Genomic DNA, 17,803 nt, shown 5'->3' on the forward strand with positions numbered 1-17,803 from the left:
GGGCTCACATCGCAACTACGCCCACAAGGCCCTGGCACAGGGGTTGAAGCCGAAGGTCGTCAACCTCGCGCCCCGCGCCCGCCGAAGTACGGTCTGAAAGTGATGGTGGCGCTGAGGTTTTGCCCGGACCGTCGTCGCCCCCGGCGGGCATACGCCCGGCCGTTATCCTGCCTGATCTAGTACCGGTCCTGCGCACCTTCAAGAAGTTGACGGTCAGCAATGTCACCGCCCTCGTGCGCGCGTTTAAGTTCTTGGTGCCGCCCCGTGATCGGCGCGCGTCGCGAATGAGGATCCGGATCGACGAGCGACCGGTGCGAGGCTTGCGCAGGTAGCGAGGTGTCCGGCGGTGGCGAAATGTTTGTCGGAGGCATCAGTGATGATGCACGCGGGGTCCCGATCCCACGCTGGGCATCAAGGTCAGGCCCGGTGAACAGGGTGGGCTTCGGCCAACGCTTCTAACTTTGGTGCGAAGTCGGATCGTTGCCGTTGCAATGATGACAGTTGTTCTGCAAGTTTAGGAATCACTACCTCCGCGGCACTTTTCCTGATCAGCGATTGCGACGGTCAACGTTGCCGGCCAGTCGGGCACCTATCCGTAATGCCTTCTTACTCAGTCATGTTGCGAGACGGGAACATCCAAGCCTGCGAATATGGGCGGGGTCGGAAACTGCTTCGAGGAAGTACGCCCGAGTAGGCAAAGTGCGGGCCGACAGTATGTTCGAGTGCGGGTGGATCTGGATGGGCAAGCCGGGGCGTCGGTCGCTGGTGGCAGTGATCTGCATGGCGAGGCCGTCGAATCCATTGAGAATGGATTGTTCGGCGACTTATGTTTGAGGCTTCAACGTCGCAGCCATGGCTTACGGTCACGTCCTAGACAAACCGCATCGACACCCGGATCAGATGCACGGTGCACGTCTGTACGACGATGTGCGGCCACGTCACTTCGATTGCGTTCCCCCAGAACCCGGTCAGGGATCGGCAGCGGCGAGAATATCTTTGACGCCACTGTTGCCTAGTTCGGCGCAGATTCGGGCCCAGAACTTGGCGTCTTCGCGTTCTTGGACCCAGATGCCGAGAACGTGTTTGATTCCGTCGACGTCTGCGCCGCCGGCGTAGAGGGAGACGAGCGTCGGGGTGAATGATCCGTCTCGATCACGGGGAATCTCCAACGGAACGTCGCGGACTTCACTTAACCAGTTTCCGTACTGGATCCGTTGCGTGCGTTAGGAAGTGCGGGCCTTCCCGCACCGTCTGATCCTCGTCGCCCGCGAGTCGTTCTGCACCATCGGCACTTCTGGAATCCGTCCGGGACGCTCTGTGCGTCCTGACGGCGGCCGCGAGGGACGTCTGCTGTCCCTACCCGCAGCGGCTGACAGAACCCTCCCATCAGATCAGATATCAATCAAACCGGGTCAGTCCTATTTGCCGATGACGTGCGCACCAACTTCAACGACCCTAAGGAGAGTGGAAGACCCGACTAAGTTGTGAAGCCACTGGCTGGAGTCCGTGAGTAGTCGAGAGCGAATGACTTTGCATGCTGGTGACCACGACGTTTCAAAGCTTCCCCAAGATAACACCGCTGGTCGGGACCGCACCGCCTGCCGTGCACAGAATGCGCTCCAGCCCCTCCACCTGATTTACTGCGGTGTTTCGAACCTGCCGGACGCCCTCGAGCATTCCGTTCATCCCGTGGATGTACGCCTCACCGACCTGACCGCCGTTGGTATTCAGCGGGAGTCGGCCACCGATCTCAACCGCCCCGTCCTTGACAAAGTCCTTTGCCTCGCCTGGACGGCAGAAACCAAGCGCTTCCAGCTGCATGAATACCAACGGCAGGAAGTTGTCGTAGATGATCGCTGCTTGCACGTCGTCGACCGTCATGTCTGCCGCTTCCCACAGCTTCCGTCCGAGGATTCTCGTCTCCACAAGGGAGGTGGTTTGGTCCCGGTAGTAGTTTTTGTTGGGTTGTGTAGGAGAGGCGCCCTGCGCCGCGGCGACGACGCGCACGGCCGTTTGATCCATATCGCGAGCTCGATCGACCGTCGTGACGACGAGCGCGGCTCCTCCATCGCTTTCCAGGCAGCAGTCCAGCAGTCTCAGCACCGGTTCCACGATCCAACGGGACTCGTCGTGCTCCTCGGCGGTGATCGGTTGCCCGTAAAAGTAAGCTGCCGGGTTCGTGGCAGCGTGCTTGCGAAAGGCGACCGACAAGGGCGCGAAGTGAGAGTTCGTAACCCCGAACTCGTGCATGTATCGTCGCACGCCAAGTGCCACCTGCTGCGCCGGGGCGGCGTTACCGTAGGGCACGTTGAACACGTCCAGGCCTGAGCCTGCGTAGGCCACACCCGGCTGTCCCAACCGGCGCCCGGACCGTTCGTTGAAGGCTCGGTACACGACGACGACGCTCGCTGCTCCTGTCCCGACGGCCCACGCAGCATCCCGCACAGCCTGTCCCGCACCGCCTCCCCCATAACTGGCCTGCCCGAAGTAGCTGAGCTCGAGGCCGAGAGCACCCGCGATTTTCACCGGGTCGTTGTTGTCCATCGAGTAGCTGACCAAGCCATCGATCTGCTGCAATGGGATGCCGGCATCAGCCACTGCAGCGGTGATCGCCTCCAAGGCGAGCCTGAGTTCGCTACGTCCGGAATGGCGCGAGAAGTCTGTCTGCCCAATGCCGATGATGGCTGCGTCACGCATTTTCGTTGTCACGACGGTTCTCCTTCTTTTCGAACAGGATGGGTGTCCTCGGATCGCCTACCAAGTTTTGTGAAGGAGTAGTCCTTCGATGCCATGAGCGTCGCTGGTAATCGATTCTGTGTCGGCGTGCAACGGCCCATAGTCGCGAGATTTACTTGCTGTCGTGCGGTGACTGACCCGGTTGCAGAATCCCGTGGGGGTGAGTCAGCGAATGCAGGTCGCTGGTCGGGGCCCTTGTAGAGGGCGCTGGTGCGACCAATGTGGGACCTCGTCGAAATTATTCTGCGGACTTCCGGTGCGGGGCACCTGGCCGGGACTGCGGTAACTGGTATCCGCCACCGACTGGCTCGAAAAACAGCTGGACCGCCATACCGATCCTCGCTTCGGCGAGGCTGCAATCGACAAGGTTGGTCACCACCCGCGGGCCCTCCGCCAACTCGACGACGGCGACGAGGTAGTCCGTGCCGTGGGGCGGTGTCGGGGGATGAACCATGCGTACGACGCTGTACACCGTTCCCTGTCCCTCAGCCCGAACCGCCGTCCAGTCCGCACTATGGCATGCGTGGCAGATCGGGCTAGGCGGATGCCGGAACAGCCCACAGTCGCCGCATTTCTGCACGAGCAGTAGGCCTCCTTTCGTCCCCTCCCAGTAGAAGCGACTGTCCTCGTCGACAGTCGGCGTCCAGACGGCCGGCTCACTCATCGTGGTCCCCTCACTCATCGTGGTGCGTATCGGCCCTGTCGCTCTTGCCATCTTCATCTCGATCCCATAGCCGCGTGGCCGATACATCCAGATACTGTCTCGCGCTCTCGAATAGCGCAGGTGCAGTTGACCGCTCACCGACCCGAACGGATCACCGCCACAGTGTCCATCGCGTCATGTAACGGGATCGAGCCCACGCCCGGCGCCTCCAGATCAGTGCGGCCTCGCGTACAACAGACATCGCAAATTCGAGCGGGGTGGCCGCATACAGATGCCGTCCGCTCTCCGTGGAACGGCTCACCACAGCACACACGAATGGAACTGGTTTGTCAATTAGTGAAGCCTCTGTTCTGACAGGTTCCCTGGTATGCCGGACAGACCGGGCCTGATAAGTTCACGTGCAGGGGGACGCTGTGCGCTTCCCACCAGGTGTGGAGGATTAGGTAGGCCGTGCGGAAAAAGCCGTTGGACCAGCGCGATTCGGAACAACTACGGGTATTGGGCGGGACAATCCGGGACAGTAGGCGGGGCCGGCTAAGCCTGGAAAAGCTCGCTGCCCAGGCTGGACTCAGCGCAGGCCAACTCAGTCAAGTCGAGAACGGTACCGGTAATCCCAGTGTCGAGACACTCATTCGCATCGCGGGCGCTCTCGACCTTCAAGTGACCGACCTGCTTAAGCCACAAGGTACGGCCCACACCTATGTTGTTCGCAGAGGGAAGCGCAGGCACCACCAGGCCCTCGGCATGGAGTACAACACTCATCTGATGACTCCTGGCCTCCACCACCAACTCACCGCAACGTACAACGTCATCCTGCCCGGCGAGGTGCATGCGACCGAACTACACGAGGGCGACATCTTCACGTACGTCCTCAAGGGTGAGCTGGAGGTCATAAAGGGAAGCACCACCTACCGACTACGCGCCCATGACTCGCTCATCATCAAACTCCCTAATGTCGTGGCCTGCAAGAGCGACGACCCGGTCGAGTTCATCGGAATCTTCCGACCGGGAGGCAGGTGAGGTTATGCAGCAGCCGGATGGAGTGAACGGGACCGCCGCAGACGGAGCAAGCTCGGAGCCGCCGCCAAGCGCATCGAAGTCCGACCATGGTCAGGTACAGCTGGCACGCGCGCGGCAGATCGCCCTCATCGGCAAAAGCGTCCGGGCGTTGCGTCACGGGCGGATGACCCTCTCGCAACTGGCGCAGGCCAGCAACGTCAGCATCGGGCTGCTCAGCCGGCTGGAGAACGGCACAGGCAACCCGAGCTTCGCATCACTCAGCGCTATCGCGCGCGCCCTCGGAGTCGACGTCCACTCGTTTTTCGAGTTACCCACCAACAGCGGGACTGTTCTCAGCTCCAGCGACCGAGCCAGACTGCGCATGCCCCACACCGATATCGAAATCGAACTCCTCGTACCGAGCTTTCACGATCGCATCATTGCGGTGCTCATGACCCTGCCGCCCGGGTTCAATCCCCACACACAGGCGACAGCGCGTACCGTTCAGCAGTTTGAGACGCCACTTGATGGATCAGTCGAGTACCACATTGAGCACGAGATCCACCAGATTGGACCGGGAGACTCGATCCTCTTCGAGGCGAACCGACCACACGCCCGGCGCAACATGAGCGATTCGACCGCGGCCACAATACTGAGCTGCTCGATCGAGATCCAACTCGAAAGCTACTTCCCAGCCGATTCTTGACGAACGCCCCTGATCAGAGAGAAACCGGCCACGATCAGGATATGAGGTGGTCGGCCGACGTCGGCATCAAGATCCGCAACGTGCGGGACAAGCTCCTGGCGAAGTATTGCTCGGTAAGTGATCGCCTGGATGCCGCGATCCAGCACTCCAACTCCGCGCTACCACGAGGTCGAACTTCCCGCGCCGGCCGTCGAGCCGGATCCCAGCCGCATGGTCCCCACAGAACAGCTCGACATGTCTTCACTATTTAACAATCTAGTTCATCTATGGTCGGTTCTGTGGTGAGTGCATCCGCACTGAGACCCCCACGAGCACTGACCGGTCAAGTAAATCCCCGAAGGTTGAGCGAGGGCCCTCCCCTAACGCTGGACCTGACAGCCGGAGCTACACCCAGGACAACGACTACGTCGACGGCGAGCCCTCTCGGGCGAGTCGACCCGCCCCCGAGAAGCTCAGTGCGCGTGACTCTTTGAGCCAGCCTCCGGCACACCTCCCCCGCATATTCCGAGTGCCATCGCATGCACCAGTGCCTCGTCCTGTCGCTCCGCCTCATAGGCGAGAATCACCAGGAGCTGGTCGAGCTGGTTGAGGTACCGGAGCACCTGGCCGAGCGACCGTCCAGACTCGGCCACCGAGAGAACAGTGCGCTCCACCCGACGGACGTGCGCACGTGCCAGTTGTAGAAATCCGACCGATTCTACGGTGCCACCGAACTCCGCGAAGCCGTCCGGTGGCGGCTGCGACGAGTACTCGCGGCAGGCCATATCCAGACGTTGAATCTGGCTTTCGTTAAGCAGTGGGGCCGTCCCGCCAACCATCGCGGAGCCGAGTTCATGCAGATCACGCTGCACCTCACGTAATGGAGCTCGAAACTCGGAGGGCAGCGATCCGGCACAACGCGCCACGCCAAGCGCCGCAACCGCAACTTCGATGTCGCTGGCGAGATGCGCAATGCACGGCCCATTGGAGTATGCCTGACAGCTCATCTGGATCCCCTTTATCGGTGACTGCAAGGCACCGTTCACGCCAAGGCCGTCGCACTGTGCCCGTCCGCCACAGAAAGTCGGATACCACAAACGACCGTAGCAATATGGAAATTTCTTGTCAATTAGTGAAGGGATGGCTAGGTTCGTTCGCCATAGCGGCGCAACACGAAGTCAACCCGTCGAATGTCTTGCAGGGCAATGTAACCCGCATCGCGGGAGTATCGCAATCACCCTTGACACGGGACCGCACACGTGTAAAGTCACGTGTCAATGGAACTGTGACGGACCGCGATGCGCCTGACGTGCGATAGCACCGGCGCCGCGAGCCTCAGTGACCATCGAAAATCTGAGACGACTGGAGAGCTATGTCTGCTGGCGAGCATGTGGAGACCTCGACCTACCTCGACGGAATTAGGGTGCTCGAGATCGGGGACGAACAAGGGGAGTACTGCGGCCGGGTACTCGCTGGGATGGGCGCCGACGTGGTCCGGGTGGAGCCGATCGGCGGTGAACGGACGCGCTCCTACGGTCCCTTCTACGAGGACGTACCGGACCGGAACCGGAGCCTGTACTTCTGGCACTACAACCTCGGCAAGCGTTCGGTCGAACTAGACGTCGACTCCCCCGATGGGCGGGCCGACCTGGCCGCGCTGGTCGCGGCTGCGGATGTGGTGCTCGATTCGCGATCGGTGGGCTATCTGGAAGCCCGCGGCGGTGGATACGAGATTTGGAAGGAGTCGAACCCCGGACTCATCTATGTCAAGATCACGCCGTTCGGCTCAGATGGTCCCTGGGCCGGGTATGCGGGCAGCGACCTCGTGCACCTCGCTCTCGGCGGAATGGTGATGAACTGCGGGTATGACCCGGACCCTCTCGGCAACTACCGGACGCCGCCGATCGCTCCGCAGATGTGGCAGAGCTACCACATCACCGGCGAGATGGCTGTCATGTCAGTATTGGCTGCTCTCAACTTCCGTTTGGGGAGCGGCGCCGGCCAGCACATCGACCTTGCCGTGCACGACGCCGTCGCGAAGAACACCGAGACCGACATCCCGGACTGGGTCGCCCTGGCGAAGGATCACTACCGGCGGACTTGCTCGCACTCCGCCTCCGCAGAGGGTGGCGGGTTCACGGCAGTATCCTCACTCGCCCGAACGCAGGACGGTCGCTGGCTGCTGCCGTACCGTTCCTACGGCTGGTTGAAGGGGTTCGTAGACGGGTGGCCGGGCACGCTCGCGCTGGTCCAGAAGTACGGCGGGCAGGTCGACCTCGAAGATCCCGAATACCTTGATCTCGAATACCGGGCGCGGCCGGAGGTGGCCATGCACATCACCGACGTCGTCGACGGTCTGATTGCGCGCCTGCCGTACGACGAGGAGCTCTGGCGATTGGCGCAGGCCTCGGGCATGCCGTGGGCTCCGATTCGCAAGCCGGAGGAGAACACGGTCGACGAGCACTGGATCAGCCGCGGCACGTTCTCCACCGTGTCGCATCCCGAGCTCGATGCCTCCTTCACCTATACCTCGTCTAGGTGGGTCGATAGCGAGGGTGGCTGGCGGACCGGCCCACGGCCGCCGCTGCTGGGCGAGCACTCGGCCGAGGTTCTCGAGGCCTGGACGACGCGGCCGCGAACCCAGGCGCGCCGCGCCGCGGTCAGCCCGAAAAAGGCAGTCCCGGTGGATGGTCTGAGCCTGCACGGCAAGCCGTTCGCGCTCGCGGGCGTACGGGTGCTCGACCTGTCGTGGATGCTGGCCAGTGCCGGCGCCGGCCGATACCTTGCTGCCCACGGCGCTGAGGTGATCAAAGTCGAGCACGAGTCCCGGTGGGACGGCATGCGGTTCACCCTCGGCCTCGTGCCCGACGGTGGGCGGGCCGAGCGGGACTCGGCGACCGGGCCGATCCCGGTGCCCAATCCCAGCAATCCGAATCGCGCGCAAGGCTTCATGGAGATCAACTCTGGAAAGCTGGGGGTTTCTCTCAACCTGAAAGACCCACTGGGCAAGGAACTGCTCGTCAAGCTGATCCAGGAGTCCGATGTCCTTCTCGAAGGCTTCTCGCCGCATACTCTCGAGCGAATGGGATTCGGCTACGAGCGGCTGCGAGAGATCAATCCCAAGCTGATCTACGTCCAACAGTCCGGGATGGGCCAGCACGGGACCTACGGCGGGGCGCGCGCCTACGGACCTACTGCGCAGGCGTTTACCGGTCTCAGCGATATGTCGGGCCTGCCGGAGCCGTACCCACCGGCAGGGATCGGCTACTCGTACCTGGACTGGTTCGGTGCCTACAACATGGCCAATGCCGTGCTGGCGGCCTTGTACCGGCGAGACACGACTGGCACGGGGTGCTGGATCGACACGTCGCAGGCCGAAGCCGGGTTGTATCTGACAGGTACCGCAATTCTGGATCACTCGGTGAACGGTCGGACTTGGCAGCGCTTCGGGAACCGCTCTCCCTATAAAACTGCTGCTCCGCACGCGATTTTTCCGACCGCAGGAACAGACCGGTGGATCGCGATCGGCTGCTTCGACGATCAACAGTGGCAGATCCTGGCGACCACGCTTGATCGGACTGACTGGCTCGCCGACGAACGGTTCGGCACTCTTGCCGGCCGGTTGGCCCATCAGGACGAGCTTGAAGCGTTGGTCAGGTCTGCGACTCTCGACCAGGACGGCTATGCGCTCATGGATCGTCTGCAAGGCGCGGGCGTCCCGGCAGGCGTGTGCCAGTCCGCCCAGGATCGATTCGAGACCGACCCTCAACTCCGCCACCTAGGCTGGACGGTCGACCTGCCACAGAGCGAGATCGGCACCTGGCCCGTGCGCGAGGTGCCCGGGACCCTAAGTGCCTCTCCCTCGCACATCGGTGGTCGCTATCTCCGATCCGGTCCCAGCTACGGCGAGGACACTGAAGAGTTCTATGCCCGCGTGCTCGACATCGACAGCGACGAGATCGCGAAGCTCCGCGTCGACGGAGTCCTCTGATGCGGCTCAGCGCAGCGCCACGATCACTTGAAACATCAGTTCGGCGACCCCAGGCAAGTCGCCTGCGCGCTCAGCGGTTTGTCGGCGGTGTGGCCGCGGCAGATTGTCTGCTAAGGGAAAAGGACAGCTGATGATTCGAACATCCGTGAACCCGACGATCGTGGGCCTTGGGATGACTGAGATCGGCAAGGTGTACGGGCCGGGCCCCAATCAGTTCGCGCAGCAGGCTGTCCGCCTGGCGGTCGCCGACGCTGGTTTGCGCCTGTCCGATCTGGACGGCCTGCTTGTCGCGTCCGGAGTCGCTGGGGGCGTGTCCATCGAGCTGCAGCGGGACCTCAACTTGCGCGACCTGAGCCTCATCGCAGGCATCTCGACGTGGGGCACATCGATGGCTGTCATGATCCAGCTCGCGTGCATGGCCATCGAGACCGGCCAGGCCACCACGATCGCGTGTGTGTTCGCCGATGCCCCCCTGCAGGACAAAGGACGCTCGTTCGGCGCATCCTTCTCTGATGGCCGACCCCCCAGGCCAGGTTGGCGTGGCCTCACCGAAGCGGCGGGGATTCTCGGCGGCAACCCGCTCATGGCGATGAATGCCCGCCGGCACATGTTGACCTACGGAACGACAAGTGAACAGTTCGGGCACGTCGCGGTTGCGCAGCGTGAGTGGGCGCTGCTCAACCCGCAGGCGCAGATGAAGAAGCCGATCACGCTTGCCGATCATCAGGAGTCGCGGTGGATCGTCGAGCCGTTCCACCTGCTTGACTGTTGCCTGGTCAGCAACGGCGGCGTCGCCGTGATCGTCACCAGCGCGAACCGCGCAGCGGATCTACGGCAGCCGCCGGTCAAGGTAGCCGGCTTTGCGCAGTGCAACCCGGGGTACTTCGATCGTCACGACGAGAACTTCGGCTTGGTCTCCGGGGCAGTGAAGTCCGGACCGGCCGCTCTGAAGATGGCAGGCGTCACCATTGACGACGTCGACGTCGTCCAGTTCTACGACTGCTACACCTACACAGTTGTCGTCACGCTCGAGGACTACGGATTCTGTCGGAAAGGCGAAGGCGGAGAGTTCGTCGCCAGCGGCGTTCTCGGCCCGGGTGGGTCACTTCCGCTCAACACCGGCGGCGGCCAGCTCTCGTCATTCTATCTCCAGGGTGCGACGCCCGTGTCCGAGGGAATCATCCAGGCTCGCGGTCATGGAGGCGCCCGCCAGGCAGTCAACCACGATGTCGTTCTGGTATCGAATAATGGCGGTTCGCTCGACCATCACACGACCCTCGTTCTGACGGCAGGTGCGGCATGACCACCTCGACGATCAACCTCGGACTGGTGTGCCGGGACCCGGCCACGGAGAACTTCTTCAGCTCGACCGCCAAGCGCGAGTTCCCGATCTGCCTCTGCTCAGACTGTGGTGCAGTGGGCGGTCCACAGCAGACACTGTGTCTGTCCTGTGGGTCGACCGGGCTGAAATGGGAAGCGGCTAGTGGACGTGCCGTCGTCCGTTCCTACATCGTTCTCCACCAGCGGGCCGCGCTTCAGGAGACGCCCGAATTGGTCGTCGTCGCCATCGGTGAACTGGCGGAGGGTCCGTGGTGGTGGGCCCAGGTCGCAGACGTCGATCCATACACTATGGCCGAGGGAAAGCGCCTCGTGATCGACTTTGTCGCATCGGGCGAAGAGATGGTGCCGATCTTCCGTCCGGATGCGTGACCGGTCACGCATCGACGGTGTCGCAGGTTCGGCGCCGTGTCTGTGACCGACACATTCATTGACCCTTCCAGAAAGGCTTGACTGCGAGATGGCTGCCAGCATTGTTACCAACGAAGATATCGATCGGTCATCACCTACCCGACATACCCGCGCAGCCGTCGTCGACTGTGATGTGCATCCGGTCCTTCCCTCTGCCAGATCTCTGCTTCCGTACCTGGACGATTACTGGCACGACCAGCTGGTCGCACAGCTCGCCCCGTCTTACGAGCCGAACTATCACCCGCCCGGGTCGCCTATCGCGCAGCGCAAACACGCGCGGGTGGCTTCCGACGGCCGCGCGGCCACCACTGCGGCCGACCTCGTCGCGGATGTATTCAGCGACGGATTCGCTGATTTCGCCGTGCTCAACTGCCTCTACGGCGTCCAGCAGATCCAGCAGCCCCGACGTGAACAGGCCCACGCGCGTGCGCTCAACGACTGGATCGCGAAGGAGTGGTTGGACCACGATGCCCGCCTGAGGTCGTCGATTGTCGTGCCACAGGGCACTCCCGAACTCGCAGCTGAGGAGATCGTGCACCGCGCCAAGGACGACCGGTTCGTCCAGGTGCTGCTACTCGGCCAGTCCGAACTCCTCTATGGCCGTCAGATCAACTGGCCTATCTGGGAGGCCGCGGAGCACGCCGGCCTGCCCGTCGCGATCCACATCGGTGGGGTCTTTCGACAGGCGCCGACCTCGGCTGGGTGGCCGTCCACCTACCTCGAGTGGTACGTGGGACAGCAGTCCAACGTCGAGGCGCAACTCAGTTCGTTGGTCGCGGAGGGCGTCTTCCAGAAGTTCCCGCGGACAAAGGTCGTTGTCAGCGAACTGGGGTTCAACTGGGTGGCGCCTTACCTGTGGAAGTTCGATAAATTGTGGAAGAGTTTCCGCACCGAAACCCCCTGGATCGACCGCCCACCATCTGAGATAATCCGCGAGCATGTCCGTTTCACAATAGCTCCGTCCGATGGAGCGGAGCAGCCCGGCAGGCTCGACGTCGCGGTCGATCGGATGGGTAGCGACCAGATGCTCGTATATTCAAGCGACTATCCACATCAGCACAGTTCCGCTCCCCGTGACTTTGTCAACGGCACCTCCGATCCGGCACTCGTCGAACGCATCTCTCGGCTCAATTCGGCTGATCTGTATCGACTCACAGTCGAGTCCGACACCAACAAGGGAGAGTAACCATCATGACCATTCTCGACAACGGGATCGTCGCCCAACCCTTGGGTAAGCCGGTCGTGACAACCGGAATCATCGATGTCGACATTCACCCGTCGCCACCGGAGGGCGCGCTGGACGCCTATTTGTCCAGCAAATGGCGGAAGCACCTCGCTGAGTACGGGACCCGCACGCACGTCGGGCGGACTGGGACAGGCGAATACCCTCCGTTGTACGGGGGCTCGATGCGCGCCGACGCCTGGCCGGACAAGGGTTTGCCCGGCTCCGACCTCGGGCTTATCCAGAAGCAGGTGCTGGACACGTTCGATGTCCAGCTGGGCGTATTGCAGTGCCTCGGTGTGCCGATGCAGTTGCTCAACCAGGATTTGTCCGCCGCGATGTGCCAAGCGACTAACGACTGGCAGCTAGAGCACCTGGTGTATCCGGAACCCCGGCTGCGTGCGGCGATTCCGATCCCGTTCGAGTCGCCGGACCTGGCCGCAGTTGAGATCAACCGGATCGGTAGCGACCCTGGCGTGGTTTCAATTCTGATGCTGAGCAAGACGCTGCGGCCGCTAGGTAACCGGCACTATTGGCCGATCTACCAGGCGGCGGTGGACCACGGGCTACCGATCCAGGTACACCTCTCCCAAGGCGGAGGACATGCCAACACCGGTACAGGCTGGACCTCGTACCAGGTCGAGTACCACACTGGCCACACACAGAGCTTCCAATCCCAGTTGTGCAGCCTGATCTTCGAGGGTACTTTCGACCGTTTTCCGGACCTGAAGTTCGTGTTTGTCGAGGGGAACGTGGCCCACTTCGCGCCTTTGATGCAGCGGATGGACTACCACTGGGAGACATTGCGCAGCGAGGTTCCCGACCTGCAGCGCAAGCCGTCGGAGTACATTGCAGACCATATCTGGGCGTCCACCCAACCCATCGACGAGCCCGACAACCCTGAGCACCTGGTAGAGATGATCGAAGAGTTCGGCGTTGGCAACGTTCTGTTTGCTTCGGACTACCCCCACTTCGACTTCGACTCAGCCGCAGCAGCATTCCCTCGGCGATTTCCCGCCGACCTTTTAGCCAAGATCATGCGCGGTAACGGGCAGCGTGTCTTCGGGCTGGAGGTGAATCCTGCATGACGAAATACGTAGTGGCGTCCGTCTCCGAGATCCCCCTCAACGAACGGAAGGTCGTCGAGCTGGAAGGTAGACAAGTCGGGATCTTCAACATCGACGGAGAGTTCTTCGCTCTTCTCGACCAGTGCCCGCACGCGGGCGCTCCGCTGTGCTCCTACGGCACCGTGTTCGGTGTCTCGTCCGCCAAGGTCCCCGGTGGAACGATCGAGTACGAACGCGGGCGCACGGTGCGCTGTCCGTGGCATCAGTGGGAATTCGATATCCGCACAGGCCAGTCCTGGTATGACCCGAAGAACTCGCGTGTCCGTAAGTATGAGGTCGAGGTCGTGCCAGGATCACCGGATGCCGTCACCGATCCGGACGGCGGACTGCAGGCCGGCCCGTACGTCATGGAAGGATATGCGGTCACCGTCAAGGATGACGTGGTGGTGGTCGACACGAGCAGGCGACGCCCAGGTGGTCGGCGACAGCCGGTGAGTGCACCGGCAGAGGAGGAACGGTCTTCATGAGCGGAGCTAACCGATCGGGCGATGACGTCCGTGAAGTAGTCATCTCGGGCATCGTGCCCGAGGCAGTCGGCGTCGTGTCCCTCTTGCTCTCGCCCGTTGGCGACGAAAAGTTGCCGAGTTGGGAACCCGGTGCACACATCGATCTGTTCTTGGGTCCCGATCTTGAACGCCAGTATTCACTGTGCGGCAACCTGAGTGATCCGTCCCGGTGGCAGGTCAGTGTCCTTCGCGAGCCGGAGAGCCGTGGGGGCTCTGCCTGGGTCCATGAAAAGTTGCAGGTCGGCGACGTGCTCCGGTGCCGAGGCCCGCGAAACAACTTCTCCCTACAAGCAGTTGACGAATACCTGTTCATCGCAGGCGGGATCGGCATCACACCAATTTTGCCGATGATCGCCCGGTGCATAGCGGACAACTTGAACTGGCGGTTGGTCTACGGCGGACGCAGCAAGGCGTCGATGGCGTTCACCGACCTGCTCGCCGAGCACGGTGAGCGGGTGAAGTTCTGGCCGCAGGACACTCATGGACTCATAGATCTCGACACCCTGCTCGCCGAGCCCCGATCCGGGGTGGCGATTTATTCATGCGGCCCCGAACCGCTTCTCGCAGCGGTGGAAGACCGATGCCGGGCATGGCCGGCAGGCACCCTGCACCTTGAGCGATTCCGGCCTCGTCAAGGGGCGTTGGATGGCCCTTCGACGGCATTCGAGGTCGAGCTCGACGAGTCGGGAATGGTCCTCGAGATCCCTGCCGAGGCGTCGATTCTCGATACGCTGGAGGCCGCCGGGGTGTACGTACCCAACGCGTGTCGGGAGGGAACCTGCGGAACGTGCGAAACCGTCGTGCTCGAGGGCGAGCCGGACCATCGCGACTCCTTCCTCACCGAGGAAGAGCGGGCTTCCGGTGAGGTAATGATGGTGTGCTGTTCTCGAGCACTGTCAAAGCGCCTGGTGCTCGACCTCTAGCGGGAATAATCGGAGAGCTCGACCGCACCCCCGGCTTTACAGATGTCCAGACAAGGTGTCAACCTCATGAGTATGCGGGACAATACGACTAGGAAAACCAGCGACAATCGGGAGGAAGGATACCCTGCGCGGGCGTCAAATACGCGGGAGTCGGATTCGCCGATTCCTCGCTTGCCTCCGGACGCCAACCGACGTCGAACAATGGATGTACTAATTGATTCCGCGATCACAGTGTTCGGGCGCGACGGTTTTCGATCGGCCCGTATGGAGGATGTGGCTGATCACGCGGGGCGCAGCCGTACCACTCTGTACACCTACTTTCGAGGTCGTAACGAGTTGGTCCTCGCCATTCGGCACCGGCTGCACCCCGAAACCCATGCGTTGTTCGTGCGGGTGGCCGATCTGGTCGAACCGACGCATGAGCAGGTCCGGCAGTGGGTCGACGACTTCGCGGATGTCTTCGATCGCCGGCGAGTGGAGTGGTCGATATCGATGGAGGCGCTGTCCGAGCCGGCCCTGCACGACATGCTGCAGGCCGAAATGCAAGGGGCGGTCGCAGTCGTCATCGATGCTATCGGCCAGGCGAGGCCGGACGGCAGACGGCCACGCCGCGCCCGAATCGAGATCCTGTTCAGCCAGCTGCTCTATACGATGCATCTCGTTGTGATCCGTGACGTGTTCACTGACCGGGACGAGGTCATGGACGAACTAGCCCGGGTCTGGCTCGAGGAGCTGCGCGGAAACTGATCTGGGCACCGGTTGCGCGACGCGCCGTGGCGCGACAGGCAGGGTAAACCGGTACCCAGATCAGCTGGCCTCGTTGTTCGGACGGCGCGGCCCGCAGATGCTAGTCCCGCTCGGGAAAGAACGTCGCTACGGCTTGGAGGTGTCGGCGCATCCGATACACGGCAAGGTCTGTGTCGCCCTGAACCATCGCCTCCACGATCGCCTCATGTGCGCAATGCGCTTCGTGTGCCGCCGCTTTGGCGTCGTATTGGCGAGGCCTGGTTCCGGTACGTTGAAATGTGAGGCTAATGAGGATCTGCGAGAACAGGTGCAGAGCGGGATTTCCGGTCAACGCTGCGATTGTGACGTGCAGATCGTGGGCCTGGCCGCTCTCCAGCACTTCTGCGTCAGGGCGTATCTCGGCTGCCAGCATCTCGCGCAGACGAACAACGCCCTCCTCGGTGAGCCGCTCGGTGGCAACACGCACGGCTGTCGTCTCGATGGCCGTGCGTGCCTCGAACATGTCGTCTGCGTGAACATTGGCGTAATCGAGGTAGAGGGCCACCGACCGCTGTGCGGCGTTGAGGTCAGGCGCCGTGACGACGAGCCCACCTCCCGGTCCGCGCCGCATGCGTGCCACCATGTGATGCTCAACGATGCGGACCGCCTCGCGGAAGACCGCGCGGCTGACGCCGTATCGTTCGATGAGTTCGGTTTCGGAACCGAGCACTTCGCCGACCGGCCAGCCCGCGTCGATGGTGTCTGCTTCGATCTCCAACGCGACTTGCTCAGCGAGTTTTCTGCCGTCGCCGCTGGGTAGTCTCTGCGGGCTACGAGGCATGCTCGCACCATGTAATTCGCTCACGTCGAGCCCACTTGCCCTTCCGTTGCCTGGGTTCATCGCGGAGGCACGATTTCCATACACTCAATTGATGTAATCGAAACAGTACTACTCAACAAGGTGGCCGATCCTATCCGGTGCAACCCGACGCGTCCTCGCGTCGCGTTGCACCTTGCTAACGGTGGTTGTGCGAAATAACGGTGGCGTCCGGATCTGGATTCCACTGCGGCGTACGGCGCTGCCCGAACGCCCTGGGACCCTCATGCGCGTCAGGGTGACCCCACTGAATGCGTATCAGCGACCATGCGTACGCCAAGGCCTGTGCGTACCCGGTTTCCAGCGACGACCAGATCGCTTCCTGTGTTCGCGACACTGCCACCGGTGAATTGCCGGCGATCGAACGAGCGATCTCGATCGCGACGCCCAACGCCGTGCCATCGGTGACGAGCTCGTCAACGAGCCCGAGCTGATAGGCGCGATCAGCGCTGAGCCGGAAGTCGCGCCCCTGAAGGCTCATGCGCAGTGCGGTACCGATCGGCAGGCGCTTGGCCAGCCCGATATTCTCCAGGCCACCGACGATCCCCAAGTTGACGTGCGTGTCGAGGAACGTTGCGTGGTCAGCGGCAACGACAATGTCGGCATCTACGACAAAGTGCAGGCCCCCACCCGCGGCGGTGCCGTTGACCGCCGCGACGACAGGCTTCCAGACTCGATTCTGCCGCGCAGTCAACAGCACCTCCTGGTCGAGCGGGCCGTTTCCGACGGAGCTTGCAGCCACGTCGTCACCGCCGACGTCCATCCCGGTGCAGAAGTGCCGCTCCCCCGCCCCCGTGACGACCACCGCACGAACCGATTGATCGACGCGGACGTCCTCCCAGATGGCTCGCAACGAAGCGTGCATTCCTGGATGGACAGCGTTGCCGGTGGCCGGTCGGTCGAGGGTGAGGATGGCGATTTCCCCGTCCTTTTCATACCGGAGTCCATCGAGTGGCTGGGTCACGTCAATTTCCTGCCACCGTCGCGATTTCGTCATGCGCTTGAGTATACCCTTTTAGAGGTGCGTATAGGCACCTCCACTCACCGTGTCATGCGCAACACACAGCCAAGCACCGTGACCGAGTACCTGCAGACTGCCGCGCGGGCGGGTGGGCCGAGACGCACCCGCCCGCGCGACGCCCGACATCCATGCTGGCTGAATGGACCTCAGCGGTCACGATGACTACAGGCTCGCCCTGGCGAGGAGGCTGCGGGAGATGAAGTACCGCCCTGATCTCGAATGCCAGGGGCGAAGAGGGAACACCTTCCCATACCTTGCGTGACAAGCGATTCAGCACACCGTATTGCTTGTCCCACTTCTCATCCACCTCGTCTGGTCGGCGATCGACGCCATGCTCGCTCACGTGAAGACTGCCAGTGACCTGATCGACGGGGCGTCGATGGTCACTCGGCTAGATGACTGTGATTGCGCTGGAAGACTCCATGCGAACGGAAGCATGAACCACCACCTCGGCTATCACGCTGGCGGCTTGGTCAGGCTGCGGCCGCCCACCGCGAATACCTCGATCCTGCGGGGGTACTTGTAGGCGGCCAGCCGCAGTGACCACCATCGGGCTCTCTGGGCTGAACACCGGCAT

The 17,803-nt window shown here is 62.4% G+C and carries 15 protein-coding genes and 1 pseudogene; 10 read left to right on the forward strand and 6 right to left on the reverse strand.

All coding sequences use genetic code 11. The features are described 5' to 3' along the window. Window positions 1-873: 873 nt before the first annotated feature. The 3 genes and pseudogenes from EEB13_RS03385 to EEB13_RS03395 all read right to left on the reverse strand — a co-directional run. Window positions 874-1,267: pseudogene (locus tag EEB13_RS03385) on the reverse strand (transposase); the annotation flags it as partial. Between the two features lie 287 nt (window positions 1,268-1,554). Further along, on the reverse strand, window positions 1,555-2,709 hold the full coding sequence (locus EEB13_RS03390) for a thiolase C-terminal domain-containing protein (protein ID WP_261984438.1): 1,155 nt from the start codon (window positions 2,707-2,709) through the stop codon (window positions 1,555-1,557). A gap of 265 nt (window positions 2,710-2,974) precedes the next feature. Beyond that, on the reverse strand, window positions 2,975-3,400 hold the full coding sequence (locus EEB13_RS03395; protein WP_187328485.1) for a Zn-ribbon domain-containing OB-fold protein: 426 nt from the start codon (window positions 3,398-3,400) through the stop codon (window positions 2,975-2,977). A gap of 450 nt (window positions 3,401-3,850) precedes the next feature. Between EEB13_RS03395 and EEB13_RS03400 the strand changes: the two genes are divergently transcribed. Together EEB13_RS03400 and EEB13_RS03405 are read left to right on the forward strand one after the other, a co-directional pair. Next, window positions 3,851-4,420: a helix-turn-helix domain-containing protein gene (locus tag EEB13_RS03400; protein ID WP_141484611.1), complete on the forward strand. Its 570-nt coding sequence runs from the start codon at window positions 3,851-3,853 to the stop codon at window positions 4,418-4,420. Window positions 4,421-4,424: 4 nt separating this feature from the next. Next, window positions 4,425-5,105, forward strand: coding sequence for a helix-turn-helix domain-containing protein (locus tag EEB13_RS03405; RefSeq protein ID WP_187328486.1), 681 nt, complete (start codon window positions 4,425-4,427; stop codon window positions 5,103-5,105). Between the two features lie 452 nt (window positions 5,106-5,557). Here the strand turns inward: EEB13_RS03405 and EEB13_RS03410 are convergent, their stop codons facing one another. Continuing rightward, window positions 5,558-6,091 carry an ATP:cob(I)alamin adenosyltransferase gene (locus EEB13_RS03410; protein ID WP_141484613.1) on the reverse strand — a complete coding sequence of 178 codons (534 nt, stop codon included), beginning with the start codon at window positions 6,089-6,091 and terminating at the stop codon, window positions 5,558-5,560. 365 nt (window positions 6,092-6,456) lie between these two features. Between EEB13_RS03410 and EEB13_RS03415 the strand changes: the two genes are divergently transcribed. The 8 genes from EEB13_RS03415 (at window position 6,457) to EEB13_RS03450 (ending at window position 15,349) form a co-directional block, all read left to right on the forward strand. Next, window positions 6,457-9,075, forward strand: coding sequence for a CaiB/BaiF CoA-transferase family protein (locus EEB13_RS03415; RefSeq protein WP_141484614.1), 2,619 nt, complete (start codon window positions 6,457-6,459; stop codon window positions 9,073-9,075). Window positions 9,076-9,205: 130 nt separating this feature from the next. Beyond that, entirely contained in the window at window positions 9,206-10,378 is a 1,173-nt protein-coding gene (locus EEB13_RS03420) for a thiolase family protein (protein WP_141484615.1), read from the forward strand. Continuing rightward, the gene (locus EEB13_RS03425) at window positions 10,375-10,785 is read left to right on the forward strand and encodes a Zn-ribbon domain-containing OB-fold protein (RefSeq protein ID WP_141484616.1); all 411 of its coding nucleotides are present in this window, start codon (window positions 10,375-10,377) and stop codon (window positions 10,783-10,785) included. Before EEB13_RS03420 ends, EEB13_RS03425 begins: the two co-directional genes overlap by 4 nt. An 88-nt stretch (window positions 10,786-10,873) precedes the next feature. Continuing rightward, window positions 10,874-12,010 carry an amidohydrolase family protein gene (locus EEB13_RS03430; RefSeq protein ID WP_141484617.1) on the forward strand — a complete coding sequence of 379 codons (1,137 nt, stop codon included), beginning with the start codon at window positions 10,874-10,876 and terminating at the stop codon, window positions 12,008-12,010. Window positions 12,011-12,015: 5 nt separating this feature from the next. Further along, on the forward strand, window positions 12,016-13,134 hold the full coding sequence (locus EEB13_RS03435) for an amidohydrolase family protein (RefSeq protein WP_141484618.1): 1,119 nt from the start codon (window positions 12,016-12,018) through the stop codon (window positions 13,132-13,134). After that, entirely contained in the window at window positions 13,131-13,640 is a 510-nt protein-coding gene (locus EEB13_RS03440; RefSeq protein WP_141484619.1) for a Rieske (2Fe-2S) protein, read from the forward strand. The genes EEB13_RS03435 and EEB13_RS03440 overlap by 4 nt, the downstream gene beginning before the upstream one ends. Further along, the gene (locus tag EEB13_RS03445; protein ID WP_141484620.1) at window positions 13,637-14,602 is read left to right on the forward strand and encodes a PDR/VanB family oxidoreductase; all 966 of its coding nucleotides are present in this window, start codon (window positions 13,637-13,639) and stop codon (window positions 14,600-14,602) included. Before EEB13_RS03440 ends, EEB13_RS03445 begins: the two co-directional genes overlap by 4 nt. 201 nt (window positions 14,603-14,803) lie before the next feature. Next, complete coding sequence (locus tag EEB13_RS03450; protein ID WP_187328487.1) at window positions 14,804-15,349, forward strand: TetR/AcrR family transcriptional regulator; 546 nt, start codon at window positions 14,804-14,806, stop codon at window positions 15,347-15,349. Window positions 15,350-15,449: 100 nt separating this feature from the next. Here the strand turns inward: EEB13_RS03450 and EEB13_RS03455 are convergent, their stop codons facing one another. Next, window positions 15,450-16,169, reverse strand: coding sequence for a FadR/GntR family transcriptional regulator (locus EEB13_RS03455; RefSeq protein ID WP_141484622.1), 720 nt, complete (start codon window positions 16,167-16,169; stop codon window positions 15,450-15,452). Window positions 16,170-16,344: 175 nt separating this feature from the next. After that, window positions 16,345-17,202, reverse strand: a complete 858-nt coding sequence (locus EEB13_RS03460; RefSeq protein WP_141484623.1) for an enoyl-CoA hydratase/isomerase family protein — start codon at window positions 17,200-17,202, stop codon at window positions 16,345-16,347. Window positions 17,203-17,803: the final 601 nt, after the last annotated feature.

This window comes from Rhodococcus sp. WS3, from assembly GCF_003797085.1.
GTDB classification, from domain to species: Bacteria; Actinomycetota; Actinomycetes; order Mycobacteriales; family Mycobacteriaceae; genus Rhodococcus_F; species Rhodococcus_F globerula.